This is a genomic window from Micromonospora sp. CB01531 (genome assembly GCF_001905095.1).
Classification (GTDB): Bacteria; Actinomycetota; Actinomycetes; order Mycobacteriales; family Micromonosporaceae; genus Micromonospora.
Genome location: NZ_LWLS01000060.1, coordinates 16,293 through 41,605, shown reverse-complemented (window position 1 = coordinate 41,605; position 25,313 = coordinate 16,293). Strand labels below are relative to the sequence as shown.

Sequence of the window (25,313 nt, the reverse complement as noted above, 5' to 3'; positions counted from 1 at the left end):
CTCGGCCGGTCCTCGGCCCGCGCGGGCGGCTGACCGCCTCCCGCCAACGGTAGTCCGAAAGGCAAAACATCATCCGGTAACGCCTGATTTGCCGGTCCGACTGTCGGCATCGCCAGCCGGACCGGTCACCTGGATCTTGCGACCGACGCCGGCCCGGAACTGGGCCATCGCCTCGGCGTACCGGTGGAGCGGGAAGCGGTGGCTGATGAACACCTCCGGGTCGAGCACGCCGGCGGCGAACAGTTCCCCGGCCCGTTCGAAACTGTGCAGCACCGCCATCGAGCCGGTGACGGTGATCTCCCGGTTGTAGATCCGGTACGGCTCGACCGTGGCCCGGGTGCGGTACTCCGAGACGCCGAACTGCAGGAACGTCCCGGCCGGGGCGACCCGACCCAGCCCGTCGTCGATCGCCGCCCGCACGCCCGTACAGTCGATGACCACGTCCCACCCCCGGGGGCGGAGCACCTCGTCGGCGCTCGCGGCACTGGCCGAGCAGCCCAGCCGCGCCGCGGTGGCGAGCCGGTCCGGGTTCGGGTCCACCAAGCTGACGCTGGCCGCGCCGCAGCGTTTCGCCAGCTCCAGCATCATCAGGCCCATGGTGCCGGCGCCGTAGATCAGGTAGTGGTCGGCGAGACGGCGGGGCAGCACGTCGAAGCCGCGTACCGCGCAGGAGAGCGGTTCGATCAGCGCGGCGTCCGCCGGCGCGATGCTCTCGGGGAGCAGGAAACAGTTCCGCACCGGCGCCACCGCGTACTCGGCCGCGCCGCCGGAGACGGTGACGCCGATGGCCGCCCAGCGTTCGCAGAGGTTGCCCCGGCCGCGCCGGCACTGGTAGCACTCGCCGCAGTGCAGCGACGGGTCCACCGCGACCGCGTCGCCCGGTCGCACCTCGGTGACGTCCCGCCCGGTGGCGATCACCATGCCGGCGAACTCGTGGCCGGGCACGATCGGGTACGCGGGTGCGAACTCGCCGTCCATGATGTGCAGGTCGGTACCGCAGATCCCGCACCCGGCGACCTCGACGACCACCTCCCGTGGCCCCGGCGTGGGATCCGGCACGGACTCCAGCGAGATCTGTCCCGGCGTGACGATGACCGCTGCCTTCATTTGACCGCCCCCATGGAGAGTCCTCGGACGAGCTGCTTCTGGGCGATCCAGCCGGCCAGCACGACCGGCAGCGACACGATGGTCGCCGCCGCGCAGAGCCGGGCGAGGAACAACCCTTCGGACGTGACGAAGCCGACCAGGAAGATCGGTGAGGTGCCGGCCCGGGTCGCGGTGAGGTTGACCGCGAAGAAGAACTCGTTCCAGCTGAAGATGAAGCAGATCAGCGCGGTGGCGGCCAGGCCCGGCGCGACGATCGGCAGGAGGATCCGCCGGATCGTGACGGTCAGGCTGGCGCCGTCCATAGCCGCCGCCTCGATCAGCGCCGACGGGACCTCCAGCAGGAACGAGCGCATCATCCAGACCGCGAGCGGCAGGTTCATCGACGTGTAGAGGACGACCATGGTCCAGACGTTGTCGAGCATGCCGAGCTGCTTGACCAGCAGGTAGATCGGCAGCAGCGCGGCGACCGCGGGCAGCATCTTGGTGCTGATGAAGAAGAACAGCACGTCCCGCCACTTGGCGACCGGCCGGATCGACAACGCGTACGCCGCGGGGGTGGCCAGCAGGAGCACCAGCAGGGTGGAGACCAGGCTGGCGGTCACCGAGTTGAGCAGGTACGGGGTGAGGTCCCGGTCGAAGACCTGCCGATAGCCGTCGAGCACCGGGGTGAAGAACCAGGTCGGCGGGTTGCTGGCCGCGTCGACCTCCCGCTTGAATCCGGTGAGCACCATCCACAGCACCGGCAGGAAGAACAGCAGTCCGGCGAGCCAGGCCAGGGTGGTCCAGGCCGCCCCACGCACGCCGTTGGCCCGCCGGGCGGGGCTGGTGGGCCGGCGCCGGGACCCGTGCCGGGTCAGTGTGGTCATCGCGCGCCCTCCATCCGGAAGAGGCTGGAGATCACCCGCAGCGCGAAGGTGGCGACCACGATCGTGCCGATCACCACCACGACGCCGGCCGCGGCGGCCTCGCCGTACTCGAACTTGCGGAAGGTGGTCAGGTAGATCTCGTACGGCAGGTTGGTGGTGGCGGTGCCCGGACCGCCCTGGGTGATGGTGAAGACGGCGTCGAAGGTCTGCACCAGATAGATGGAGCCGAGCAGGGCGCCCAGCTCCAGGTAGGGGCGCAGGTAGGGCAGCGTCACCCGGGTGAAGGTCTGCCACGGCCCGGCCCCGTCAACCCGGGCGGCCTCCAGGGTTTCCAGCGACTGGCCCTGCAGCCCGGCCAGGATGATCAGCATCATGAAGGGGGTCCACTGCCAGACCAGCGTGGTCACCACGGAGATCATCGGGTACTGCGACACCCAGTCGGTGCTGCCTCCGGCGATGCCGTTGATCAGGCCGTACGACGGGTTGTAGATGGCGTGCTTCCACAGCAGCGCCGCCGCCATGGGCATCACCAGGAACGGTGTGATGAGCAGGGTGCGGACGACGCCGCGTCCGGGGAATCGGCGGTCGAGCAGGATGGCCAGGCCGAGGCCGAGCAGAACGGAGACGACGACGGAGGCGGCGGTGAGCAGCACCGTGTTCAGCAGGGCGGCGCGCAGCCGGGCGTCGGTGAGCACCTCGCCGTAGTTGGCGAGGCCGATGAACGCGCGGCGGCCGGGTCGGAGCGCGTTCCAGTCCAGGGTGGACAGGTAGAGGGTGACCAGGAACGGGATCTGGGTCACCACGATCGCGAAGGTCAGTGCGGGCAGCAGCGGGGCGCGGCGGGTCCAGCGTTGCCGTGCGCCGAGCGGGACGGGTCGGACGGCACGGCGGGGCGGTGCGCCGGCACCGGCGGTGATGGTCCGGGTCATCGGTTCACCTCGTGGGGTGGCCGGGGCCGGCCGTGCGGTGGCCGGCCCCGGCGGCGGCTACCGGTATTCCTTGGCGACGTCGTCGGCCAGTCGCTGGCCGTCGGCGAGCGCCTTCTCCACCGTGGTGCTGCCGGCGATGGCGGCGGAGACCTCCTGCGAGACCTTGGTACCGAGGTCGGCGAACTCGGGGATGCCGACGAACTGCACCCCGAGCGCGGGACGGGGCTGCCGGCCGGGGTTGACCGGGTCGGCCTCCTGGATCGACTTCAGGGTGAGGTCGGCGAAGGCGGTGGCGGACTGCCGGTACTCCGGGATCTCGTAGGTGGACTGGCGCTTGCCGGCCGGCACCCGGGACCAGCCGAGGGAGGAGCCGACCAGCTTCTCGTACTCCTTGCCGGTGGCCCAGGCGATGAACTTCCAGGCGGCGTCGGCGTTCTTGGTGGTCTTCGGCATCGCGAGGGCCCAGGCCCACAGCCAGCCCGACGACGTCGTCCGGTTGACCGGCGCGTACGCGTAGCCGACCTTGCCGGCGACCTTGCTGGCGCTGGCGTCCTCCAGCGTGCCAGCGGCGGAGGTAGCGTCGTACCACATCGCGGCCTTGCCCTGGCCGAAGGTGTTCAGGCACTCGGTGAAGCCGGCCTGCGGGGCGCCGGGCTCACCGTGGGCGCGGATCAGGTCGACGTAGAACTTCGTCGCCTCGGTGAACTCGGGCGCGTTCACCTTCGGCGTCCAGTCCTTCTCGAACCAGGTGCCGCCGAAGGTGTTGACGACGGTGGTCAGTGGCGCGAAGAGCTCGCCCCAGCCGGGCAGGCCGCGCAGGCAGATGCCGGCGACGCCGGCCTTCTTGTCGTCCAGCGTCGCGGCGAACTGTGCCACCTGCTGCCAGGTCGGCCGCTCGGGCATGGTCAGGCCCTTGGCCGCGAAGAGTTCCTTGTTGTACATGAGAAAGGACGACTCGCCGTAGAACGGCGCCGCGTAGAGCTTGCCGTCCTCGCCGGAGAGCGAGGCGACCATCGGCTTGAGCAGGTCGGCCTCGTCATAGCCGCCGTCGGCGTCGGCGTACGAGCTCAGTTCGTGCAACCAGCCGTTCTTGGCCCAGATCGGTGCCTCGTACGCGCCGATCGTCGCCACGTCGTACTGTCCGCCCTGGGTGGCGACGTCCTGGGTGACCTTGTCGCGCAGTTCGTTCTCCGGCAGGATCGTGAACCGCACCGTGATCCCGGTCTGCTTGGTGAAATTGTCGGCGGTTACCTTCGCCAGGTCCTCCATCTGCGGGTTGCCGACCATCAGCACGGTGATGGTCTTGCCACCCCCGGAGCCGGACGAGGAGCGGCCACCGGCTCCGGAGCAGGCGGTCAGAGTCAGGCCGGCCACGACGGCGACCGCGAACGCGCCGCGCCATCGGCCAGGAGACCGTGTTCTGGACACAGTGAACCTCCATGGGTGGTGGTGGGGTTGTGGTGGAGGCGGGTCGGCCGGGCGCTCAGACGCGCAGCACAACGGGGCCGAGCAGCGAGTAGCGGTGTGCCTCGGACGCCGGTAGCGCCGTGTCCGTGACGATGGTGTCGACGTCGGCGACGTCGGCGAAGCGACAGAAGCTGTGGCCGCCGAACTTGGTGTGCACGCCGGCGAAGACCACCCGCCGGGCCACCCCGATCGCCTGCGCCTTGACCGCGGCCACGGCCGGGTCGGGCGTGGTCAGCCCGTGTTCCCGGGAGATCCCGTTCGCGCCGACGAAGGCGAGGTCGATGACGAAGCCGGCGAGCATGGCGGTGGCCCAGTGGTCGACGGTGGCGAGCGTGCGGCCGCGGACGCGGCCGCCGAGCAGGAGGACCGTGAGGGTGGGTGAGTGGGCCAGCGCCGCGGCGGTGTGCAGCGAGGCCGTGACGACGGTCAGCGGTCGGTGGGTGGGTAGCGCCTCGGCGATCAGCTGCGGGGTGTAGCCCTCGTCGATGAAGATCGACTCCGCGTCGCCGACGTGTTCGACCGCGGCGGCGGCGATCCGCCGCTTCTCCGCGACCATCCGGGTGGTGCGGGTTTCCAGGGTGGTCTCGAAGCGGGCCGTCTCCACCGGGTAGGCGCCACCGTGCGTGCGCCGCACCACGCCCTGCTGGGCCAGCATGCTCAGGTCGCGCCGGACGGTCTCCGGGGCGACGCCCAGGTCGGCGGCCAGCTTCTGCACGTCGACCTCGCCGTGCCGGCGGGCCAGCGTGAGGATGTGGTGTCTCCGTTGCGCTGCGTCCACTTAGCACCTCCTCGGCTCGTGCCTCTGTTTCTAACACCGCGAAACGGGCATGACGACGGTCACATCTCGGGTAATGACTTGGGTTTGCCGCCCGGGATGCCGCCCGAACGGGCAGCGGAGACCGGACGTATCCGGTATACCTCTCTTTTGGCTCGCCCGTTTCTCACCATCCGCTGCCCGATCTCGACCCGGCCCCGCCCGGACGGGCCGGGCGGGGACCGGCCTGCGGCCCCCGCCCGGCCGGTCAGGTCCGGCGGACGGCCAGCCAGACCGCCACCACCAGGTACGGCACCAGGGCCACCGCGAACGCCAGGGCGTTGCCGGCGGCGGTGGCGACCGCGCCGTAACCGGCGTAGACCGCGATGATGCTCAGGTCGGTGGCCATCCCCGCGGCCGAGCTGACCGTCGCCCGGCTCGGCCCGGTGATCTGGGACTGCAGCCGGACGTCGGCGAGTACCGTGGCGAGTTGGAACGCGCCGAATGCCGCCCCGATCAGCACGAACCCGGCCGGATTGCGAACCAGGGCACCGGCGGCCAGGGCCACCGCCGCGACCACGAGCAGGGCCGCATACCCGCGGGTGGTCAACCGCTCCCCCACCGGGGTGAGCAGCCCGCCGAGCGTCGTGCCCGCCCACACCAGCACAAGCAGCAGCGGCACCCGGTCCAGCGCGACGCCGGTGTCCCGGGCCAGCAGCGGCGTGTACTCCTCCAGCGCGCCCCAGATCGCGGCGACGGCCGGGACCAGCAGCAACGCGGCCCGGACCGACCGATCGGCGCGGGCCTCGGCCAGCCCGCCGCGCAGACTCGCCAGCCACCCCGGATCGGCGTCCGACCCGTCGTCGTCCGACCCGCCGTCGTCGGCCGGGCCTGCGCCGCCGGCCGGGCGGTGCTCGGGGAACCGGGTCGCGACCGCCGCGGCGAGCAGGCAGGCGACGACGCTGGCCGCGCCGACGGCCCGGTAGCCGCCAAGGGCGAGGACCGGGCCGGCGAGTCCCATCGCGGCGAGCACACCCAGGCTCTCGGCGGTCTTCGCCCGGCCCATCAGGCGGGCGTACCGGCCGGTGGCGTCGAGCCGGTCGAGTTCGGTGAATACCAGCGCCTCCAAGGCGCCGGAGCGCAGTGCCCCGCCGGCGCCCCAGAGCAGGAAGCCGACGGCGAACGCCGGGTAGGACGGGACGAGCACCCAGAGGGCGAAGCCGGTGGCGGGCAGCAGCGGCGCGAGGCAGAGCAGCAACCGCCGGGAGACCGCGTCGGCCCAGGCGCCGGAGGGCACCTCCAGCAGAATGCCGGTGGCCGACCAGATAACGAACAGCGAGGAGATCTGCCCGACCGACAGCCCGGTGTCGGCGAAGAGCAACGCGTAGACCGGGTAGAGCAGGACGAGGTCGGTGAGGAACGCGTACGCGTAGAGCGCCGCCGCCAGCGGGCGGACGTCGGATCGGCGCGCGGAGACAATGAGCATGAGGGCCTTCCCACGGGGACGTCACGGACACCGGACATGCGGTGTCCGTGGCGGCCCGGGGCCTCGGCCCTCAGAACCCTCAGGATGGGATCAACATCGCCAGGTCATGCGCCGATGGTAGTCGGCGCGGGTCGTCCCCGCCGCCCCGCCGGACGCGAAACCGGGGTGGGGCCCGACTGGGCCCCACCCCGGTCACGACGCGGGCGGTCAGCGGCGGAACTTCTCCGCGTTTGCCTGCGGGATCACCATCGTGGCGTCGTTGTCCACCGCCTGCCCGGCCGTGGGCTGCCGCGGGGTGGCCGCCGCGCCGGCGTGCGGCATCGGCTGGGTGGGCTCCGCCGCACCGTGCGGGCCGACCGGCTGGGTCCGCTCCGCCTCGGCATACGGGCTGCCCAGCTGGGCCGCCACGTCCCGCCGCCCGGCCTGGTAAGCCCGGGCGTGCTCGGCGATGGTCCGGCGCTCCTCCTCGGCGCGGGCCAGCCAGCTCTCCCAGCGGGCCTGCATCGGCCGGACCAGCCCGCCGCCGACGCCGACGACCAGGATGCCGCCGATCGTGGCGAGCACGGCGATCAGCACCGGGGTGGTGACCGTGGTGGCGACGCCGATCTGGTTGAGCGCGGCGATGACGCCCAGGCCGAGGATGAACACCGAGACGATGTTCGCCAGCACCCGGCCGTAGGAGAGGCCACCGAGGGCGCTGGCGATGATGTCCTTGACCGCCTTGGCGATCGCCGCGGCCACCACCACGATCACGATGGCGACGAACGCCTTGGGCAGCCACGCCACCACGCCGCGGATCAGGTCCGAGATCGGATTCGGGCCCCAGATACCGAACGCGAGCTGCAGGGTGACCAGCAGCACCGCGTAGTAGGCCAGCTTGGCGACGATGTCGCTGGCGTCGTACTTCGAGCGGGCCAGCGCGGTCTTGATGCCGCCACGCTCAACGGCCCGGTCGAAGTGCACCCGCTCCAGGACCTTGTCCACGAGCTTCAGCACGGCCTTGGCGATCAGCCAGCCGACCACCAGGATCGCGATGAAGGCGACCGCCTTGGGTAGGAACAGCATCACCGAACGGAACGCGTCTCCCACCGCGTTGCCGAAGTTGTCTCTCATCGAAGGGCCTCCACGCATGTGTTCGGGTCAGTCCCGTGAGGACCTACCCCGGTCACACCGGCGGAAAACGCGGTCAGCCCCGCCGGCAGCGGTCAGACCTGCGCGCCGGCCTGTGCCGGCGACGGCTCGACGATGCTGTCCCGCCGGCGCCGATGACGGGAGCCCGCCGGTCAGATCGCGGTGGCCTTGACGACCTTCCACTCCCCGTCGACCGGGACCATGGTGAGCACGACCCGGTTCTGGTCGACCTTCTCCCCCGCCGTGGTCACGTTCCGCCGGTACTGGTTGAGGAAGAGCAGCAGCTCCACCCGGTCGCGGTCGGCGCTGACCACACCGGTGGCGGACACTTCGGCCAGCACGACCGCCTGCTGCTTGGTGGCGGTCTGCTTGAGCGCGGCGGTGGTCTGTGCGTACTCGTCGGCGAACGCGCCGGTGGCGAAGGTGCGGCCGTTGGCGATGCTGTCGTCGAAGGTGCGGTAGTCGTACGAGAAGAGGGCCTTCGCCGCGGCGGGCGCGGTGGCCAGGGCCTGGCGTACGGCCTGGTCGCGCTGGCCGGCGCGGCGGTCGCCGTACCAGGCGGCGAGGGCCACCGCCGCCACCAGGACCAGCGCGACGACCAGGGTGGGCACGGGGCGCAGCCGCGGCGGGCGACGCAGGACGGTCGGGACACGCATCGGGGTCTCCTCCTCCGATCAGCCGACGAACTGGAGCTTGGACACCAGCCAGTCGCCCGAGTCCTTGTCCCGGACCAGGTCGAGCTGGATCCGGTAGTGCGACGGCCGCCCGTCGGGTGCCTTCACGTTCTTCACCGTGGCGTCGACCGCCACCAGCACCACCGCGTGCCGGCGGTCTCCGGAGACCAGGCCGGCGCGCAGCACCATGCCCTGCGACTGGACCTTGTTCTCCACCACGGCCGTGCGGACCTGCGCCTGGCCGCGGGTGAACTCGTCCTTGAAGTCGCCGGTCGCGCCGGCGGTGATGCGCTGCAGGTCGCGGTCGACGCTGGCGGCGCTGACCGAGACGAAGTTGACGGCGGCCTGCCGGGCGGCGGCGACGGCGTCGCCGCGGGCCTGGTCGGTGGCCCGGTCGACGTACCAGCGGTGGCCGTAGACGCCGGCGGCGGCGAGGGCGGCCGCGAGCAGCACGACGAGCAGCGCGGTCAGCGCCCGGCCGCGGCCCGGCGTGCCCGGCGCCGCCTCGGCCCGCCCGCCGTCGCCCGCCGCGGTGGCGTCGGCATCCTTCGCCTTCGGGTCGGCCTCGGTGTCGGTGCCGGCCGCCTTGTCGTCGGGGTCGGGCGGGTCTTCGACCCCGACGGGGTCGCCGACGACCTTCAGGTCGCCGGCCGCCGCGGGCTCCGCCACCGGCTCCCGGTCGAGGCGTTCCAGCACCTGCTCGATCGGCTCGGCCGGCCGGGGCACGGGACGGGTGACCAGGCGGCGTCGCGCCGGGGACGGGCCACCGGCCAACGCTCCCTTGATGACTTTCAGCGTGGTGTTCCTGCGGCTGGTCACCGCCACCTCCTCGGGTACGCCGGTCACGGGGTCACCCCGGTGAGCAACAGCTGTTTCCAGGACTGGTCACCGGCCGTCCGGTACTGGCCGCCGGTCCCGCCGAACTGCAGCGGTCGTCCGTCCGAGCCGAGCACCAGGCCGGTCGCCGGGTCGTAGCCGGCGTTCGCCCCCGGGTCGGACGGCGGCGGCGCCGGCTCCCGGCCGGACGGTCGGGGGGTGTTCTGTGCCCCGCGTACGCTGGCGCCGGCGGCGCGCTCGTTGCCGCTGCATTTGGTGCTGCCGCCCCGGTAGACGCAGGACGGCGGATCGCCGGCGTTGACCACGAGGCCCAGGTGGGCGGTGCCGTCGCCGGGGGTGACGGTGAAGCCGCCGGCCACCGCGATCGGGTACGTCACGAGCAGCTGCTCGATGCCGGGCAGCCGCCGGGCGGCGATGCCGTTGACGGTGACCAGGTTGCCGAGCAGCGCCCCGATGTCGGGTTCCAGGCCGCGCAGCAGCGCCCGCAGCTCGGTGCCGGCCGGCGGTCCGGTGGCGAGCAGCCGGCGCAGGTCCGGGTCGGCGGCGCGGATGGCGGCGGCCAGCTCGGCCAGGCCGGCTGACCAGCGGCGCAGCGCCTCGGCGGACTCGGCCTGGGTGGTGAGCACGGTCCGGGCGTCGCGGATCAGGGTGAGCGTCTCGGGCAGCCGGGTGTCCGCCTCGGTGAGCAGGGCGTCACCCGCGTCGAGGATCCGGGCGAGGGCCTGCTCGTTGCCCTCGAACGCGGTGCCGAGTTCGGTGATCAGCACGCTCAGGTCGTCCGGGTCGACCGAGCGGACCAGGGCGTCGAGGTTGGTCAGCAGGGTCTCCGGGGCGAGCGGGAGGCCGGTCCGGTCGGCCGGGATCACCGCCCCGTCGGCGAGGTAGGGCCCGCCGTCGCGGTCGGGGCGCAGGTCGAGGTACTGCTCGCCGACGGCGGACCGCTGGGTGACCACGGCCCGCAGCGCGTCGGGCACGCGTACGCCCCGGTCGATCCGCAGGTCGGCGCGGACCCCGTCGGCGCGCAGCGCGACGGCGGTGACCCGGCCGACGGGCACGCCGCGATAGGTGACCGGGGCGTTGGCGAACAGGCCGCCGGCCCGGGCGAGGTCGACGTGGACGACGTAGCCGGTGCCGAACAGCCGGTCCCCGAGGCCGACGTAGCGGATCCCGACGTAGCTGACGCCGAGGAGGCTCACCAGCACGAAGGCGAGGACCTGGAGTTTCGCGGTGCGTCCGATCACTTGATCAGCCCTCCTCCGAGGAGGTCGGTGAGGCCACCGAGCTGGCCGATGACGGCCCCGGTCACCGGGAGCACGCACTGGGCGGTGAGCACGGTGCCGTCGGGCAGCTCGGTGCCGGCGGGGAACGCCGTGCCGGGCGGCACGAGGCCCTTGGGCAGGAGCAGCCCGCCGAGCGGCACCGTCGAGCCGGGCTTGAGCAGCTGGCAGCCCTCCGGCAGCCCGCACTCCTTGGGCGGAGTGAAGATGGCCGGGAAGTTCTTCAGATCCGGCAGACACCCGGTCAGCGGTAGCTCGGGGAGGATGCCGCCGCCGGGTTTGCCGCCGGGCCGGTTCGGGCCGGTGCCGGGTGACCGGGGCGCGGTCGGTGCCTTGGCGCCCGGGGCGGGGCGGTTCGGCTGGGCCGGGGCGGGTGCGGCGGCCACCAGGTTGGCCAGGATGCTGGCGGCGTCCAGGTCGGCGGTGACGGAGAGGTTCACGAAGTCGCCCACGATGGCGCCGGTGACGTTCGGCGGGAACGGGTACGACAGCATGAAGTCCAGTGACTTTGGCAGGTCGTCGCCGGCCCGGGCGAGCTGCTCCAGGATCGGTTGCAGGGAGCGTACGGCGGCGATGGTGTCCGCCCGGCTGCGCTCGATCACCCGGGTGCCGACCGTACCGAGCTGGCCGAGGGCGGTCAGCGCCTTGGTGAGCTGGACGCGTTGCTGGGCCAGGACGGTCAGCCCGGGCGCCAGGGAGTCCAGCGCGTCGCCCACGACCTGCCGTTGCCGGGCGAGGCGGCCGGTCAGCCGGTCCAGCGCGTCGATGGCGCGGACGATGTCGGCCTTCTGCCGGTCGAGCCCGGCGAGGAAGGTGTCGAGCTGGGTGAGGGTGTCCCGCAGGGCGGGTTCGCGGCCGGCGAGCGCCTTGCCGAGTTCCTCGTTGATGGTCCGAAGCTGGGCCAGGCCACCGCCGTTGAGCAGCAGGCCGAGGGCGGCGAGGACCTCCTCCACCTCGGCGCCGCGGGTGGTGCGGGACAGCGGGATGAGGTCGCCGTCGGCGAGCCGGCCGCGGGCGGGCTCGGTGGGCGGCGGGGCCACCGTCACGTACTTCTCACCGAGCAGGCTGCTCTGCCGTACGGCGGCGGTGGCATTGGCGGGCAGCCGCACGCCGCGGTCGATGCGCAGCCGGACCCGGGCGTGCCAGCCGGACAGGGAGATCTTCTCCACGCTGCCGACGGTGACGTCGTCGACCTTGACGGCGGCCTGCGGCACCAGGTCGAGCACGTCGGCGAACTCGGCGGTGATGGTGTAGCCGTCCCCGGCCGGCTTGCCGCCGGGCAGCGGCAGGTCCGCGACCTCGGGCAGGCCGCAGCCGGCGGGCAGCAGCGCCACCGCGAGCGCGCCGGCCAGCAGGCGGACCCGGGCGGTCACGCCGTGCCTCGCAGGATGCCGCCGAGCGTCGGGTCGCTCGTGGTGGTGGGTGGGAAGCCGCCCGGCGCCTCGTCGGCGGTCGGCGCACCGGGGGAGCTGATGGAGCCCGGTGGGGACCCGCCGGCCACCGGGGCGCCGGGCGGCAGCTTGAGCAGCTTGCGCAGCTGGTCGGTCAGGGGCAGGTTGCGGGAGTGGAGGGTCTGTGCGAGTGCGGTGCACTTCGCTGGCACCTCGGCGGCGGGGAGTTGGTCCACGATCAGCGAGCAGACGAAGCTGGCCGGGTCGTACGGGCCGAGCGGGTTGTCGCGGGTGTCCAGCGTCCCCGAGCGCGCGTTGTACGCGAGGTTGAGGTTGCTCAGTGCCAGCGGAGCCACGTCGAGGATCTGGACGACGGCCTGCTGCTGGCGGACCAGGATGCGGGTGATGTCGGCCAGCGCGGTGACGTTGGAGGTGAGCGCGGTCCGGTTCTGCCGGACGAAGGTGGTCACGTCGGCCAGCGCGGCAGCCAGGTTGCGCAGCGCGGCGGCCAGCTCCTCCTTCTCCCCCGCGAGCTGCTCGGCGACGTCGGCGAGCTGCTGCTGGAAGCGGCGTACCTGCTCGTCGCTGCGGGCCAGGGTGGTGGTGAAGCGTTGCAGGTTGGCCACCGCGCCGAACAGGTCGCCGCGGCCGTCGGAGAGGGTGGTCAGCGCGCGGGACAGCCCGTCGAGGGTGTCGTGCAGGTTGGCGCCGTTGCCCTCCAGGTTGGCCCGGCCGGTGGTGACCAGGTCGGACAGGGCACCGTCAGCGTTGGCGCCCGTCGGACCGAGGGTGCGGTTGAACTCGTCGAGCGCCTGGTAGATGTCGTCGATCTCCATCGGCGCGGCGGTCCGCCCGACCGGGATCTCGGCGCCGTCGGCGAGCGCGGAGCCGCCGGTGAACGCCGGGGTGAGCTGCACGTACCGGTCGCTGACCACGCTGGGCGGGACGATCAGGGCCTGGGCGTCGGCGGGGAACCGCAACGCCGGGTCGTAGCGCATCTCGACCCGGACGGTGCGGCCCTGCGGGACGACCTTCTCGACCTCGCCGACGCGGACGCCGAGCACCCGGACGTCCGAGCCGGGATACACGCCGACCGCGCGGGTGAAGTAGGCGACGACCCGCCGTTGGGGTGTCTCGTGCCGCCACACCACGGCGCCGACGGCGCCGGCGAGAAGCAGCACGGTGGCCGCGGCGAGCGGGCGCCGCCAGCGCTGGACCGGACCGGGCATCAGCGTCCTCCCGTCGTGGGCAGGTACGGCTGGAGCAGGCCGTCGACGTACGAGTCGAACCATCGGCCGTTGCCGACCACGTTGGCGAACGCGGTGACGAACGGCCCCATCCGCTTGATGGTCTGCTCCAGGTCGTCGCGGTTGCGTTGCAGGACGGCGACCACGTCGCGCAGCTTGCGCAGGGCCGGTTCGAGCTGGGTGCGGTTGTCGGCGACCAGCCCGGACAGCTGGGTGGCGAGCTGGTCGGTGCCGACGAGGAGCTGGTGGATGGCGTCCCGGCGGCGGGTGACCTCGGTGAGCAGCTTCTCCCCGTCGGTGACGAGCTTGCGGAACTCCTCGTCGCGTTGGGCGAGCACGCCGGTGACGTCCCGGGCGCGGGCGAGCAGGGTGCGCAGCTCGGCGTCGCGGCTGGCGACGGTGCGGGACAGCCGGGACAGCCCGGTCAGGGAGGTGCTGACGCTGGCCGGGGTGTCGGCGAAGGTCTGCGACAGGGTGGTGAACGCCTGCGCGAGCTGGTCGGTGTCGACCTTGTCGAGGGTGTCGGCGAGCCCGGTGACGGCCTGGACCACGTCGAACGGGGCGGCGGTGCGGTCGAGCGGGATCTGGGCGTGCTCGGGCAGCTTGCCCGGTCCGGCCGGGGACAGGGCGAGGTACTTCTGGCCGAGCACGGTCTTGATCCGGATGGTGGCGCCGGTGTCCCGGCCCAGGCGTACGCCGTCGTCGTCGACGCGGAAGCGGACCCGGACGTACGGCTGGCTCTCGCGGGCGAGTTCCACGGCGGTCACCACGCCGGCGCGCACTCCGGCCACCCGGACCTCGTTGCCGGTGGCGAGTCCGCTGGCGTCGTGGAACGCGGCCTGGTAGCTGCGGCCGGTGAGCGCGGCGAGGCGGTCGAGCTGGAAGGCGCCGAGCAGGGCGGCGAGGATCACGGTCAGGCCGACGGTGCCGACGACGACCGGGTTGCGTTCGCGGAAGGGTTTCACTGGCTGCCTCCGGTGGCGCAGCGGGCGGCGGTGGCGCTGACGCCGGGCGTGGTCAGCGGCGGCTGGCCGGCGACGGCCACCCGGCCGTCGAAGTCGCAGAGGTAGAAGTTGAACCAGGAGCCGTACGAGGCGACTCGGGTCAGCGACTCGTAGCGCTGCGGCAGCCGGCCGAGGGTGGCGTCGATGACGGCGGAGTTGCGGTCGAGGGTGCCGGCGAGGTCGCCGAGGGCGCGGACGTCGGCGGCCAGCGGCGGCCGGGTCTGGCGCAGCAGCCCCGCGGTGGTGTCGGTGAGCTCGCCGAGGCTGACCAGCGCCTCGCCGATGGCGGTACGGTCGGCGGACAGCCCGGAGACGAACTGCTGGAGCTGGGTGACGCTCTCGTCCAGTTGCTGGTCGTGGCTGGCCAGGGTCTCCAGGACCTGGTTGAGGTTGGTGACGACCCGGCCGATCACGGCGTCCCGGTCGGCCAGGGTGTTGGTCAGCGAGGCGGTGCGGCGCAGCAGGCTGGCGACGGTGCCGCCCTCGCCCTGCAGCACCTGGATGATCTCGTATGCGAGCTTGTTGACGTCGTCGGGGTTGAGCGCGGTGAACAGCGGCCGGAACCCGTTGAACAGCACGGTCAGGTCCAGCGCCGGTTTGGTCTGGGTGAGCGGGATCAGCCCGTCGGCCCGTAGCGGCCGGCCGTCGCCCGGTCCCTCGGTCAACGCCAGGTAGCGCTGGCCGACCAGGTTTCGGTAGCGGATGGCGGCGCGGACGCTGGTGGCCACCGGTACGTCCCGGTCGACGGTGAAGGTGACCTCGGCGACGCTGTTGTCGACCACGGCGATGTCGCTGACCTTGCCGACCCGTACTCCGGCGATGCGGACGTCGTCGCCGGGCAGCAGGCCGGTGACGTCGGTGAACCGGGCCCGGTAGGGCGCCCCGCCGGGCGGGAACGCGCCGAGGGTCTGTGCGAGCAGCGCGGTGGCCAGCAGCGTCACCGCCGCGAAGATCACCAGTTTGACCAGTGCGGGCGTCGTCTTCCCGGTCATCGCGCGTTCACCACCGCTCCACGCAGCAGCGGCCCCCAGAGCAGCACCGCGATGTCCGGCACCTCGGCCGGCGGGGTGCCGGTGAGCCCACCGACGAGGGGTTTGACCAGGGCCTGTTCCGCATCGGTGCCGGCCTGGCCCATGGCCGGGGAGGCGGCGGCCGGGGCTGCGCCGCCGGACGCGGCGGGCAGCCCGACGGGCAGCAGCGGCGGGGTACGGGTGCCCCGGTAGTCGTAGCCGTCGGCGATCGGCACCTGCGGGGCGGGCATCGGCGGATCGGGCAGGTGCCGGCAGTTCGGGCCGTTTTGGGCGCCGTAGACCGGCTCGTCGCGGCCCCGTTCGTAGGGGCCGCCGTCGCGGGTGACCTCGAGGGTGATGTGCATCCGCCCGCCGGAGAAGACCTCCTCGACCCGGGGTTGCAGGGCGACCAGCCCGCTGACCAGGCAGGGGTACTCGGGGGCGTAGGTGGCGAGCAGTTCCAGCACCGGCCGGCTGACCTCGCCGAGGCGGATGAGCTGGTCGCCGTGCCGGTCCAGGAAGCCCCGGGCGGTGTCGGCGGTGTCGGTGGTGTCGGCGAGGAACGCGGCGAGCTGGGTGCGCTGGTCACTGACGGTGCCGGCGGTGACGGTGACGTCGCGCAGCAGGGCTAGCAGATCGGGCAGCGCGGCGTCGTAGCTGTCCAGCACGACGGCGAGCTTGCGGAGGTCCTCGGCGATGGTGGGCAGTTCCGGGTTGAGCTGCCGCAGGTACGCGCCGAGCCGGGTGAGGTTCGCCCCGAGCTGGTCGCCGCGTCCCTGCAGGGCGGTGGAGATCGCGCCGAGGGTGGCGGCGAGCTGGTCGGGGTGGATCGACTGCAGCAGCGGCAGCGCCTGGTCGAGCACGCGTTCCAGCTCGACGGCGGTGCGGCTGCGGTCCTGGCTGATGACCGCGCCGTCGCGGATCGGTCCGGCGGTGCTGCCGGCAGGCGGGACCAGTTCGACGTACCGCTCCCCGAAGAGGGTCTTGGGCAGCAGCCGGGCGGTCACGTCGGCGGGGATCCGGCCGGTGGTGGCCGGGTCGAGCGCGAGACCGATGACGGCGCCGCCGCCGTCGCTGCGGACCGAGCGGACGTCGCCGACGACCACCCCGCGTACCTTGACGTCGGCGCCCTCGAGGAGGTGCAGGCCGGCACGGTCGGCGTGCAGGGTGACCCGGTCGACCGGGGTGAACGCCTTGCGGTACTGCAGCACGGAACCGGTCAGCGCCGCGGTAAGCAGGGCGATGAAGACGATGCCGAGGACACGGTGTCGCATGGTCACCCCGCGATCCGGACGGTGGTGGTGGCGCCCCAGATGGCCAGGGACAGGAAGAAGTCCACGACGTTGACGGCGACGATGGCGGTACGCACGGCCCGTCCGACCGCGACGCCGACGCCGGCCGGCCCGCCCTGGGCGGTGTAGCCGTACCAGCAGTGCACGAGCACCACGATCACGCTGAACACCAGCACCTTGCCGAAGGACCAGAGCACGTCCCCGGGGGGCAGGAAGAGGTGGAAGTAGTAGTCGTAGGTGCCGGCCGACTGGTCGAAGTAGACGACCGCGATGGTGCGGGTGGCCAGGTAGCTGGAGAGCAGGCCGATCACGTACAGCGGGATGACCGCGATGAAGCCGGCGATCATCCGGGTGGTGACCAGGAACGGCAGGGACGGCACCCCCATCACCTCGAGCGCGTCGACCTCCTCGGAGATCCGCATCGCGCCGAGTTGGGCGGTGAACCCGCAGCCCACGGTGGCGGACAGGGCCAGCGCGGCCACCAGCGGCGAGATCTCCCGGGTGTTGAAGTACGCGGAGACGAACCCGGTGAATGCGCTGCTGCCGATCTGGTCGAGCGCCTGGTAGCCCTGCAGCCCGACCTCGGTGCCGGTGAAGAAGGTGAGGAAGCAGATCACGCCGACGGTGCCGCCGAGCACGGCGAGTGCGCCGGTGCCGAAGCTGACCTCGGCCAGCAGGCGGATCACCTCGCGCTTGTAGCGGCGCAGGGTGCGTGGCGCCCAGGCGAGGGCGCGCAGGTGGAAGGCGAGCTGCCCGCCGAGGTCGTCCAGGTAGCGCAGCACTGCCACGTCAGCTTCCCTTCTGCGGTACGACCTGGAAGTACACGGCCGTGACGACGAAGTTCAGCGCGAACAGCAGCATGAAGGTGATGACGACGCTCTGGTTGACCGCGTCGCCGACGCCCTTCGGGCCACCTTTGGCGGTCATCCCCTTGTAGGAGGCGACCAGCGCGGCGGTGGCCCCGAACAGCAGCGCCTTGACCTCGCCGACCAGCAGGTCGGGCAGTTGCCCGAGGGCCTGGAAGCTGGCCAGGTACGCCCCCGGGGTGCCGCCCTGCAGGACGACGTTGAACGCGTACCCGCCGGTGACGCCGACGACGCTGACCAGGCCGTTGAGCAGGACGGCGACCAGCATCGAGGCGAGCACCCGGGGCACCACGAGGCGGTGGATCGGGTCGATCCCGAGGACCTGCATGGCGTCGAGTTCCTCGCGGATCTTCCGGGAGCCCAGGTCGGCGCAGATCGCCGAGCCGCCGGCGCCGGCGATGATCAGGGCGGTGACGATCGGGCCGGCTTCGCGGACCACGGCGAGCACCGAGGCGGCGCCGGTGAACGACTGCGCGCCGAGCTGGCGGACCAGCGAGCCGAGTTGGAGGGCGATGACCGCACCGAACGGGATGGAGACCAGGGCGGCCGGGAGGATGGACACCGAGCTGATGAACCACGCCTGCTGGACGAACTCGCGTACCTGCACCGGCCGCCGGCCGAGCCCGCGCAGGGTGTCCAGGCAGAACGCGAAGAACTCACCGGAGCGGCGGACGGCCGCGGTCGGGGCGCTCATCGGGCCACCTCCCGGCCGTGCCTGCCCGGGTCGTCGGTGAGGTGTTCCGCCAGGTCGATGGTCGGTCGCTCCACCTGCCGGAGGCCCTCGAACGAGCCGGGCGGCGGGGTGACGGCGTGCTCGCGGCACCACTGCCCGGGTGGGCGCTCGGCTCGGCGGGGCAGCCCGTCCGACGGCTGCAGTTGCAGTGGGATCGGCGGCAGCGGCGGCAGTTCCACCCCGGACTCCGCCTCGGCGGCCAGTTCGTCGGCGTCCTTCTCCTCGGCCATGCCGATCGGCCCGATCCGCTGGGCGTTGAGGAACTGCCGGACCACCGGTTCGGTGCTGGACAGCAGCATCTCCCGCGGCCCGAACATGGCCAGGTGCCCGTGGTAGATCAGGCCGATGTTGTCGGGCACGGTGCGGGCGGTGTTGATGTCGTGGGTGACGATCAGGAAGGTCGCCCCGGTGCGCTGGTTGAGGTCGATGATGAGCTGGTTGAGGTAGGCGGTACGCACCGGGTCCAGCCCGGAGTCCGGCTCGTCGAAGAGGATGATCTGCGGGTCGAGCACGAGCGCGCGGGCCAGGCCGGCCCGTTTGCGCATGCCGCCGGAGATCTCGCCGGGCAGCTTCTTCTCGGCTCCGACCAGGCCCACCATGTCCAGCTTCTCGGTGACGACGGCCCGGATCTGGGACTCGGACATGCGGGTGTGCTCGCGTAGCGGGAACGCCACGTTGTCGTAGATGTTCATCGAGCCGAACAGGGCGCCGTCCTGGAACAGCACGCCGAACAGCTTGCGTACCTCGTACAGCTCGCGTTCGGACAGCCGCGGCAGGTCCTTCCCCTCGATCAGGATGGCACCCCGGTCGGGCCGCAGCAGCCCGACCAGTGTCTTGAGGAAGACCGACTTTCCCGTGCCGGAGGGTCCCAACAGGACGGAGATTTCCCCGGCGGGCAGGGTCAGGGTGATGTCCGACCAGACCGGCTGCCCGCCGAACGACTTGGTCAGCCCTTGCACGGCGACCTCGACGCCCACTGGTCCCTCCCCTCTCCGTCGCTGCCTGACACATCGGCGCGACCGTGGAGAACGCAACAAACTTCTTTCCGGCGTGGGTTCGTCACAAACCGTGAGCTAGGAAAATTGAGCAAGGCTCGATAGCGTGCCGGTAACCCGCCGGTAATGAAGGTGCCTCGCGAGCTCATGACAGTGATCCAGCAGCCAGATCTCGTCCGCCGGGCCGCCGCGGGCGACCCGGCGGCGACCGCGACGCTGCTCACCGACGTACGCCCCGGGCTGGTCCGTTACTGCCGGGCCCGCCTGGGGAGGGTCGGCGGGGCGTACACCACCGCGGACGACGTGGCCCAGGAGGTGTGCGTGGCGGTGCTGCGGGCGCTCCCCCGCTACCGCGAGCAGGGTGTCCCGTTCGCCGCCTTCGTCTACGGGATCGCCGCGCACAAGGTCGCCGACGCCCAACGCGCGGCGATCCGGGACGCAGCCGTCACCCCCACCGACGCCCCGCTGGACCAGCCCGACGCCGCGCCCGGGCCGGAGCAGCAGGTGATGGCCAGCGACCTGGCCCGGCGGCTGTCCGCCCTGCTGGACCGGCTGCCCGACGTCCAGCGGGAGATCATCCTGCTGCGGGTCGCGGTGGGCCTGTCCGCCGACGAGGTGGGCACCATCGTCGGGATGACGGCGGCGGCGGTACGGATGGCCCAGTCTCGCGCGCTCGCCCGGCTCCGTACCCTTGCCGGGGGCTCCCTGGACGAGGTGGCGGCATGAGCGGGCGAACGCCGGACGGCGGCGAGGCGGTGGATCTGGACGTCCTGGCCCGCGACGACGCGCTGCTCGACGCGCTGGGACGGGGCGAGTTGGTGCCGGCCGGAGACGAGTTGGCCGAGTTGCTCGTCGCCTGGCGGGCCGACGTCGCCGACGGCGTCCCCGAACGGGCCGAGGTCCGTCCGGCGGCGCCGGCCGAGGACCCGGTCGAGCCCACGCCACTTCCGGTCCGTCCGGCCCGGACCAGGCGATCCCGCCCTCGGGCGGTGCGTCTCGCGGCGGCCGCGGTCGCGCTGCTGGCCCTGGCGTCCGGGCTCGGGATCAGCAGTCGCACCGCCGAGCCGGGCAGTCCGCTGTGGTCGCTGACCAGGCTGCTCTACCCACAGCAGGCGGAGGTACGGGACGTCGAGGACACAATTACGCGGGCCCGCGCGGCCCTGACCGAGCGGCGGTTCGACGAGGCCCAGGAACTCGTCGACCAGGCACACGGCGAACTCGACCAGGTCACCGACCCGGCGAGCGCGGCCCGACTGCGCGGCGACCTCGACGTGCTCGGGCGGGACCTCACCGCGGAGCGGGCAAAGCTCCTGCCCACCGCCGTGCCGATCTCCCCCACGCCCGGCGTCGTCCCGACCACCCCGGCCACTCGCCCCAGCACCGGCCCGGTGGCTCCGCCGCCCGGGCCGTCCCAGCCGCCGGCCTCGAGAACGCCGGGCGGCGCCGTGAGCGACGGCGGTGGTCTGCTGCCGCTGCCCAAGCCGCCGCGGCCGCCCTCGCCCAGCCTCTCGCCCCTGTTGCCTGGGCTGCCCGGGCTGCCGCTACCCACCGGTGGCCTGATCGACTGACCGAGTCCGGCGAACGGCCGCCGGTGGCCCCGGCCTTAGCTGCGGGGCCACCGGCGGCGGCTCAGGCGGCGGGCCCTTCCCGGTCGGCGGCCCGGCCCAGGGCCACCATGCGCAGCGTCTCCTCGCGGCGGCGCACCAGCAGCACCCCGGCGAGGAAGGTCACCGCTGGGGCGAGGACCACCATCGCCCACTGCGCCGGCACCAGCGGGATGGCGTGCCCCATGTGCATCGTGGATGCCGCCCAGCCGGCCAGCGCGGTGTCGATGAACAGGGCCAGCGCGGCGACCGGTGCCAGCATGACGACGACGCGCCGCCGTACCTCCGGGGCGAGCGTGGCCAGGCTGACCAGGACGGCCAGCCCGGCGACGGCGAACCCGGCCGCGTAGAGCCAGAAGACGGTCGAACTGCTCGCCTCAATTCCGTAGAGACGCTGGTAGGACACCGGCCCGGAGGTGAAGGCCGGGCGGGTCGCGCGGTTCAGCTCCAGGAGGGCCACCGCCGCCAGCGGCGCGAGCACCAGCACCGCCAGCCGGCGCGTGCCGAGCACCGCCAACGCCCGGCGGGGCGGCGCGGGCACGGTGAGCGCGGCGGCCGCCACCAGGGCGAGCGCGAACTGAGGCAGGGTGTCGATCACATAGCTGGGTTGGCCGGTGACGCCCGGCCCCACCAGCACCAGCCAGCCGACGACCCCGGCCCAGGCGAGTCCGGCCGCGACCCGACGCAGCCCGATCAGGGCGGCGAGGCCGACCGCCGCCCAACCCGCCACGCGCAGCCAGTCGACCAGATCGGGACCGCCCGGCGCGAGCCGCGGCGGCAGTGACGGGTCCGATACCACCTGGTCGAGCAGGCTCTTGCCGGCGGCCGCGAGCAGCAGCAACGCCACCAGGACGCCGGTCACGGCGGCAGCATCAGCCCAGGCCGGCTCGGTGAGCCCCCGTGCGCTCACCCGCAGCCGGGCCCGCAGGCCGGCGCCGATCAGGTTGACCGCGTCCCCGGCGCTCGGGCGGGTCTGACCGGGCCGCGCGCCCTCCAGGAGGACGGCGAGCATCTCCTCCTCGTACGCCCGGCGGTGTTCCCACGGGTAGACGGCGAGCAGCCGGCGGTAGCGGCGCTCCAGCCCGCCGGCGCTCACGCCGTCGCTCCGCTTCGCTCCGCGGCGGCGCGAGGCGTCCCGCTGCCGAGCCTGACGGTCCGCGTGTTACTCATGCGGCGCCTCCCTCGGGCAGCAGGCCGGCGCGGCGCAGCCGCCGGCCCGCGGCGTCGGCGTTGCGGCGCAGCCGGGCGACCTCGTCGGCGAGCCGGGTCGCGCCCAGCGCGGTGAGCCGGTAGTAGCGGCGCAGCCGGGACTGCACCACCTCCTCGCGGTCGACCTCGATGAGGCCGTCGGCGCGCAGCCGGTCGAGGACGGCGTAGAGGGTGCCGGCCCGCAGCCGGACGCGGCCCTCGGAGATGCGCCGTACGTCCTCGATGACGGCGTACCCGTGCTGGGGTGTCTCGGCCAGCGCGGTGAGTACCAGGAACGTGGGTTCCCGCAGTGGACTGTCGTTCATGGCGACAAGCATATACAGGTTATCGGTATATGCGCTGTCCCGTCAGCGCTGCGGTCGGTGCCCGTCTCCCTCGGCTGCCGCGGCGACGCCCTCCGTGGTCGGGCCGAGCGCCTCGGCCGGTTCTGTCCGCCCCGGCCCACCGGGCGCCGCCTGCTCGCGGGTGCGCCGCCCGTACTCCTGGAAGAACTGCAGCAACTCCACGGGGAACGGCATGACCAGGGTGCTGTTCTTCTCCGCGGCCACGTCCACCACCGTCTGCAGCAACCGCAACTGGTACGCACCAGGCGTGTTCGCCATCGCCCGCGAGGCGTCGGCGAGCCGGCGGGAGGCCTGGAACTCACCGTCGGCGGCGATCACCCGCGCGCGCCGTTCCCGCTCCGCCTCGGCCTGCCGGGACATCGACCGCTTCATCCCCTCGGGCAGCGCCACGTCCTTGACCTCGACCCGCTCGATGAGCAGGCCCCATGGCTTCTCGGTGGGCGCGTCGATGACGGCCTTCAGTTCGGCGTTGATCTTGTCCCGGTCCCGCAGCAGGGTGTCGAGGTCGGCCTTGCCGATCACCGAGCGCAGCGCGGTCTGCGCCACCTGGAGCACGGCGGCGGGATAGTCCCGAACGTTGATCAAGGCCTTGACCGGGTCGACCACGCGGTAGTAGACGACTGCGTCGACGGTGAGCGTGACGTTGTCGCGGGTGATGACGCCCTGTGCCGGCACCCCGATCACCGTGGTCTGCATGCTGACCCGCACCATCCGCTCCGCGACCGGGATGATCAGGTGGAAGCCGGGCTGGCGGATGCGGTCCAGCACCCGGCCGAAGCGGAACACGACACCGCGCTGGTACTGCTGCACCAGCCGGACGCTCAGCGACAGCACGATCAGCGCGATCACGACGACGATCACCACTGCGACGATGGCGGCGACTGCCATGGTCCCCCTCGATCCCGGAGGCGCCCGCCTCCCGGCGCCGGGCCTACCCGTTCCGGCGCCGTTCAGTCCTGCCGGTCGGGCGCCCGGGCGCGCCGGATTCACCCGATCCGGTACGACGCCGCCGCCGACTCGTCGAACCGCAGCCCGTGCCCGGGCACGGACAGGTCGGGCCGCAGCAGGCCGCCCGGCTCGGGCGTGACCGTGCCCTGGAACAACATCGACTCGATGCGGACGTGGTCGTGGAACCACTCCAGGTGCCGCAGGTTGGGCGTCGCGGCGGCGACGTCGAGGTGCAGGTGCGGGCCGCAGTGGCCGGAGAGCTGGAGGTTGTCCGCGGCGGTCACCGCGGCCACCCGCTGCCACTCGGTGATGCCGCCGCACCGGGACACGTCCGCCTGCAGGCAGTCCACCGCGCCGGCCCGCACCATCGCGGCGAAGTACGGCAGGTTATAGCCGTACTCCCCGGCCGCCACGTCGGGCAGGACGGCGTCGCGCACTTGCCGCAGGCCGGCCAGGTCGTCGGAGGAGACCGGCTCCTCGTACCACCGCACGTCCTGGTCGGCCAGGGCCTGCCCCACCCGGATCGCCTGTTTGCGCTGGTAGCCGCCGTTGGCGTCGACGTAGAGCTCGGCGTCCGGACCGATGATCTGCCGGGCCGTGCCGACCCGGGCCAGGTCGCGTTCGACGCGGGTTCCCCACGACTCGCCGATCTTCATCTTCACCCGCGGGATGCCCTGCTCGTGCACCCAGTGGGTGAGCTGGGCGCGCAGTTGCGCCTCGTCGTAGGTGGTGAAGCCACCGCTGCCGTAGATCGGCACCGCCTCCCGCGTCAGGCCGAGCAGCCGGGCCAGCCGGATCCCCAGCAGTCGCGCCTTGACATCCCACAGCGCCACGTCCACTGCGGAGATGGCGTAGGCGGCGACTCCGGGGCGGCCCACGTTGCGCACGGCCGCCTGCATGGCCTGGTAGCTGCCGGGGACGTCGAGCGCGTCACGCCCGGTCACCACCCCGGCCAACAGCTCGGTGACCAGCTCGCCGGCGGCGGCCGCCGCGTACGTCCAGCCGGTGCCCACCTCGCCGCCCGCGCTGACCTGGACCAGCACCAGCGTGGTGGCGCTCCAGGCCGCGGTGCCGTCCCCCTCCGGGGCGTCGGTGGGGATCCGGTATGCCCCGGCGGTCACCCGGTCGACCACGGAGTCACCCCGCACGGCGGGCCTCTGGACATGCTGGGGCGGTAGGACCTCGGTCCACGCGCCGGGAGGCCACGATTGCGGAGGTGATGCGCTGCATGGATCGGAGATACCGCGGATCGCCGGAGGCAAACCCGCCGGCGCCCGCGCCGGCGTCGTCCGACGGGCTACCGGTTGGCTGGAATGATGGCAGTATGCAATCACCCGCCGGCGACAGCGAAACGGCGGCCGTCGAGGCGCTGATGGCGGCCAGCCGCGCGTTCGTCGGCCTCGCCGCCCGCTCGCTGGCCGACCTCGACGCCGAGGTCACCCTGCCGCAGTTTCGGGCGTTGGTCGTGCTGGCCACCCGGGGACCCCAGCGCGCCGTCGACGTCTCCGCCGAACTCCAGGTCGCCCCGTCGACCGGCACGCGGATGTGTGACCGCCTGATCCGCAAGGGCCTGGTCCGCCGGTCCCGCTCCACCAGCGACCGCCGGGTGGTGCGGCTGCGACTCACCCCCGCCGGGCTGGCCCTGGTGCGGGAGGTGATCCGTCGGCGGCGCGCGGAGCTGTCTCGGATCGTCGCCGCGACCTCGGCGTACTGGCAGCCGACGGTGACCGAGGCGCTGACCGCGTTCGCCACCGCGGCGGGTGAGCTGCCCGAGCAGGAGTGGTGGCTGGGCTTCACCGCGGCGGACAGCCCCGCGGAGGCCGAGGCCTGACCGTTCCGTCCACCGGGCGTGCGTCAAGCACTGGCCGAGATGCTGGCACAGTGCAATGATGGCTGTATGCAAGCGATACTGTGACAGCACGCACCATCGTCACGACCAGTGACGGGAGGCACGCCATGGACCGCGACGGACACCACGAGGTCGCCCGGATCGACGACACGGTCACCCCGGACACCCTGCACGAACGGGCCGAGCGGGTCGCCGTGCCCGACTTCGACTACCTCACCCAGTTCATCGAGGCGGTCGCGGACGGGCTCACCCCGCACCTCCCCAGCCCGACCAGGCGAGGTTGACCCGCCGCC

25 protein-coding genes and 1 pseudogene are annotated in these 25,313 nt (G+C 72.8%); 4 read left to right on the top strand and 22 right to left on the bottom strand.

What is annotated here, in order from left to right; genetic code table 11:
* Positions 1–69: 69 nt before the first annotated feature.
* The 18 genes and pseudogenes from A6A27_RS11300 to A6A27_RS11215 form a co-directional block, all read right to left on the bottom strand.
* Positions 70–1,107, bottom strand: a complete 1,038-nt coding sequence (locus A6A27_RS11300) for a zinc-dependent alcohol dehydrogenase family protein (RefSeq protein ID WP_073834532.1) — start codon at positions 1,105–1,107, stop codon at positions 70–72.
* Positions 1,104–1,973, bottom strand: a complete 870-nt coding sequence (locus A6A27_RS11295; protein WP_073834531.1) for a carbohydrate ABC transporter permease — start codon at positions 1,971–1,973, stop codon at positions 1,104–1,106. Before A6A27_RS11295 ends, A6A27_RS11300 begins: the two co-directional genes overlap by 4 nt.
* Complete coding sequence (locus A6A27_RS11290) at positions 1,970–2,902, bottom strand: carbohydrate ABC transporter permease (protein ID WP_073834530.1); 933 nt, start codon at positions 2,900–2,902, stop codon at positions 1,970–1,972. The genes A6A27_RS11295 and A6A27_RS11290 overlap by 4 nt, the downstream gene beginning before the upstream one ends.
* A 57-nt stretch (positions 2,903–2,959) precedes the next feature.
* Positions 2,960–4,330, bottom strand: a complete 1,371-nt coding sequence (locus A6A27_RS11285) for an ABC transporter substrate-binding protein (RefSeq protein WP_073834529.1) — start codon at positions 4,328–4,330, stop codon at positions 2,960–2,962.
* A gap of 55 nt (positions 4,331–4,385) precedes the next feature.
* The gene (locus A6A27_RS11280) at positions 4,386–5,147 is read right to left on the bottom strand and encodes a DeoR/GlpR family DNA-binding transcription regulator (protein WP_073834528.1); all 762 of its coding nucleotides are present in this window, start codon (positions 5,145–5,147) and stop codon (positions 4,386–4,388) included.
* Between the two features lie 244 nt (positions 5,148–5,391).
* Positions 5,392–6,640, bottom strand: a pseudogene (locus A6A27_RS11275) (MFS transporter).
* Between the two features lie 176 nt (positions 6,641–6,816).
* Complete coding sequence (locus tag A6A27_RS11270) at positions 6,817–7,722, bottom strand: mechanosensitive ion channel family protein (RefSeq protein WP_083672551.1); 906 nt, start codon at positions 7,720–7,722, stop codon at positions 6,817–6,819.
* A 170-nt stretch (positions 7,723–7,892) separates the two neighbouring features.
* Positions 7,893–8,396, bottom strand: a complete 504-nt coding sequence (locus tag A6A27_RS11265) for a hypothetical protein (protein ID WP_073834525.1) — start codon at positions 8,394–8,396, stop codon at positions 7,893–7,895.
* Between the two features lie 18 nt (positions 8,397–8,414).
* Positions 8,415–9,260, bottom strand: a complete 846-nt coding sequence (locus A6A27_RS42165; protein ID WP_083672550.1) for a hypothetical protein — start codon at positions 9,258–9,260, stop codon at positions 8,415–8,417.
* Positions 9,257–10,492 carry an MCE family protein gene (locus tag A6A27_RS11255; RefSeq protein WP_073834524.1) on the bottom strand — a complete coding sequence of 412 codons (1,236 nt, stop codon included), beginning with the start codon at positions 10,490–10,492 and terminating at the stop codon, positions 9,257–9,259. Before A6A27_RS11255 ends, A6A27_RS42165 begins: the two co-directional genes overlap by 4 nt.
* Positions 10,489–11,901: an MCE family protein gene (locus A6A27_RS11250; protein WP_073834523.1), complete on the bottom strand. Its 1,413-nt coding sequence runs from the start codon at positions 11,899–11,901 to the stop codon at positions 10,489–10,491. The genes A6A27_RS11255 and A6A27_RS11250 overlap by 4 nt, the downstream gene beginning before the upstream one ends.
* Positions 11,898–13,148: an MCE family protein gene (locus tag A6A27_RS11245; protein ID WP_073834522.1), complete on the bottom strand. Its 1,251-nt coding sequence runs from the start codon at positions 13,146–13,148 to the stop codon at positions 11,898–11,900. Before A6A27_RS11245 ends, A6A27_RS11250 begins: the two co-directional genes overlap by 4 nt.
* Positions 13,148–14,131 (bottom strand): MCE family protein, encoded by a 984-nt coding sequence (locus A6A27_RS11240; RefSeq protein WP_073834521.1) that lies wholly within the window; start codon positions 14,129–14,131, stop codon positions 13,148–13,150. Before A6A27_RS11240 ends, A6A27_RS11245 begins: the two co-directional genes overlap by 1 nt.
* Positions 14,128–15,162: an MCE family protein gene (locus tag A6A27_RS11235; RefSeq protein WP_073834520.1), complete on the bottom strand. Its 1,035-nt coding sequence runs from the start codon at positions 15,160–15,162 to the stop codon at positions 14,128–14,130. The genes A6A27_RS11240 and A6A27_RS11235 overlap by 4 nt, the downstream gene beginning before the upstream one ends.
* Entirely contained in the window at positions 15,159–16,454 is a 1,296-nt protein-coding gene (locus A6A27_RS11230; RefSeq protein WP_073834615.1) for an MCE family protein, read from the bottom strand. Before A6A27_RS11230 ends, A6A27_RS11235 begins: the two co-directional genes overlap by 4 nt.
* Positions 16,455–16,456: 2 nt before the next feature.
* Positions 16,457–17,260 carry an MlaE family ABC transporter permease gene (locus tag A6A27_RS11225; RefSeq protein ID WP_073834519.1) on the bottom strand — a complete coding sequence of 268 codons (804 nt, stop codon included), beginning with the start codon at positions 17,258–17,260 and terminating at the stop codon, positions 16,457–16,459.
* A 1-nt stretch (position 17,261) separates the two neighbouring features.
* Positions 17,262–18,032: an MlaE family ABC transporter permease gene (locus tag A6A27_RS11220; protein WP_073834518.1), complete on the bottom strand. Its 771-nt coding sequence runs from the start codon at positions 18,030–18,032 to the stop codon at positions 17,262–17,264.
* Positions 18,029–19,048 (bottom strand): ABC transporter ATP-binding protein, encoded by a 1,020-nt coding sequence (locus A6A27_RS11215; RefSeq protein WP_073834517.1) that lies wholly within the window; start codon positions 19,046–19,048, stop codon positions 18,029–18,031. The genes A6A27_RS11220 and A6A27_RS11215 overlap by 4 nt, the downstream gene beginning before the upstream one ends.
* A 165-nt stretch (positions 19,049–19,213) precedes the next feature.
* On the opposite strand from A6A27_RS11215, the gene shbA reads away from it, so the two are divergent.
* Both shbA and A6A27_RS11205 read left to right on the top strand, forming a co-directional pair.
* Complete coding sequence (gene shbA, locus A6A27_RS11210; protein ID WP_073834614.1) at positions 19,214–19,792, top strand: RNA polymerase sigma factor ShbA; 579 nt, start codon at positions 19,214–19,216, stop codon at positions 19,790–19,792.
* The gene (locus A6A27_RS11205; protein WP_073834516.1) at positions 19,789–20,634 is read left to right on the top strand and encodes an anti-sigma-D factor RsdA; all 846 of its coding nucleotides are present in this window, start codon (positions 19,789–19,791) and stop codon (positions 20,632–20,634) included. Before shbA ends, A6A27_RS11205 begins: the two co-directional genes overlap by 4 nt.
* A 61-nt stretch (positions 20,635–20,695) precedes the next feature.
* Here the strand turns inward: A6A27_RS11205 and A6A27_RS11200 are convergent, their stop codons facing one another.
* From A6A27_RS11200 to A6A27_RS11185, 4 genes are all read right to left on the bottom strand, one after another.
* Positions 20,696–21,766 carry a hypothetical protein gene (locus tag A6A27_RS11200; RefSeq protein WP_073834515.1) on the bottom strand — a complete coding sequence of 357 codons (1,071 nt, stop codon included), beginning with the start codon at positions 21,764–21,766 and terminating at the stop codon, positions 20,696–20,698.
* Between the two features lie 70 nt (positions 21,767–21,836).
* Positions 21,837–22,184 (bottom strand): PadR family transcriptional regulator, encoded by a 348-nt coding sequence (locus A6A27_RS11195; RefSeq protein ID WP_073834514.1) that lies wholly within the window; start codon positions 22,182–22,184, stop codon positions 21,837–21,839.
* Between the two features lie 42 nt (positions 22,185–22,226).
* Complete coding sequence (locus tag A6A27_RS11190; protein ID WP_073834513.1) at positions 22,227–23,111, bottom strand: SPFH domain-containing protein; 885 nt, start codon at positions 23,109–23,111, stop codon at positions 22,227–22,229.
* A gap of 98 nt (positions 23,112–23,209) precedes the next feature.
* Complete coding sequence (locus A6A27_RS11185) at positions 23,210–24,304, bottom strand: enolase C-terminal domain-like protein (RefSeq protein WP_241825227.1); 1,095 nt, start codon at positions 24,302–24,304, stop codon at positions 23,210–23,212.
* A gap of 191 nt (positions 24,305–24,495) precedes the next feature.
* Here A6A27_RS11185 and A6A27_RS11180 point away from each other — a divergent pair, with 191 nt between their 5' ends.
* The gene (locus A6A27_RS11180; RefSeq protein WP_073834511.1) at positions 24,496–25,002 is read left to right on the top strand and encodes a MarR family winged helix-turn-helix transcriptional regulator; all 507 of its coding nucleotides are present in this window, start codon (positions 24,496–24,498) and stop codon (positions 25,000–25,002) included.
* 125 nt (positions 25,003–25,127) lie between these two features.
* Complete coding sequence (locus A6A27_RS44215; RefSeq protein ID WP_158073978.1) at positions 25,128–25,304, top strand: hypothetical protein; 177 nt, start codon at positions 25,128–25,130, stop codon at positions 25,302–25,304.
* Positions 25,305–25,313 lie beyond the last annotated feature (9 nt).

What these genes read in the sequence shown, in the direction of transcription:
- A6A27_RS11300 (WP_073834532.1), bottom strand. Translation starts at nt 1,107, where the DNA reads ATGAAGGCAGCGGTCATCGTCACGCCGGGACAGATCTCGCTGGAGTCC.
- A6A27_RS11295 (WP_073834531.1), bottom strand. Translation starts at nt 1,973, where the DNA reads ATGACCACACTGACCCGGCACGGGTCCCGGCGCCGGCCCACCAGCCCC.
- A6A27_RS11290 (WP_073834530.1), bottom strand. Translation starts at nt 2,902, where the DNA reads ATGACCCGGACCATCACCGCCGGTGCCGGCGCACCGCCCCGCCGTGCC.
- A6A27_RS11270 (WP_083672551.1), bottom strand. Translation starts at nt 7,722, where the DNA reads ATGAGAGACAACTTCGGCAACGCGGTGGGAGACGCGTTCCGTTCGGTG.
- A6A27_RS11265 (WP_073834525.1), bottom strand. Translation starts at nt 8,396, where the DNA reads ATGCGTGTCCCGACCGTCCTGCGTCGCCCGCCGCGGCTGCGCCCCGTG.
- A6A27_RS11245 (WP_073834522.1), bottom strand. Translation starts at nt 13,148, where the DNA reads ATGCCCGGTCCGGTCCAGCGCTGGCGGCGCCCGCTCGCCGCGGCCACC.
- A6A27_RS11235 (WP_073834520.1), bottom strand. Translation starts at nt 15,162, where the DNA reads ATGACCGGGAAGACGACGCCCGCACTGGTCAAACTGGTGATCTTCGCG.
- A6A27_RS11230 (WP_073834615.1), bottom strand. Translation starts at nt 16,454, where the DNA reads ATGCGACACCGTGTCCTCGGCATCGTCTTCATCGCCCTGCTTACCGCG.
- A6A27_RS11220 (WP_073834518.1), bottom strand. Translation starts at nt 18,032, where the DNA reads ATGAGCGCCCCGACCGCGGCCGTCCGCCGCTCCGGTGAGTTCTTCGCG.
- shbA (WP_073834614.1), top strand. Translation starts at nt 19,214, where the DNA reads ATGACAGTGATCCAGCAGCCAGATCTCGTCCGCCGGGCCGCCGCGGGC.
- A6A27_RS11205 (WP_073834516.1), top strand. Translation starts at nt 19,789, where the DNA reads ATGAGCGGGCGAACGCCGGACGGCGGCGAGGCGGTGGATCTGGACGTC.
- A6A27_RS11195 (WP_073834514.1), bottom strand. Translation starts at nt 22,184, where the DNA reads ATGAACGACAGTCCACTGCGGGAACCCACGTTCCTGGTACTCACCGCG.
- A6A27_RS11190 (WP_073834513.1), bottom strand. Translation starts at nt 23,111, where the DNA reads ATGGCAGTCGCCGCCATCGTCGCAGTGGTGATCGTCGTCGTGATCGCG.
- A6A27_RS11180 (WP_073834511.1), top strand. Translation starts at nt 24,496, where the DNA reads ATGCAATCACCCGCCGGCGACAGCGAAACGGCGGCCGTCGAGGCGCTG.
- A6A27_RS44215 (WP_158073978.1), top strand. Translation starts at nt 25,128, where the DNA reads ATGGACCGCGACGGACACCACGAGGTCGCCCGGATCGACGACACGGTC.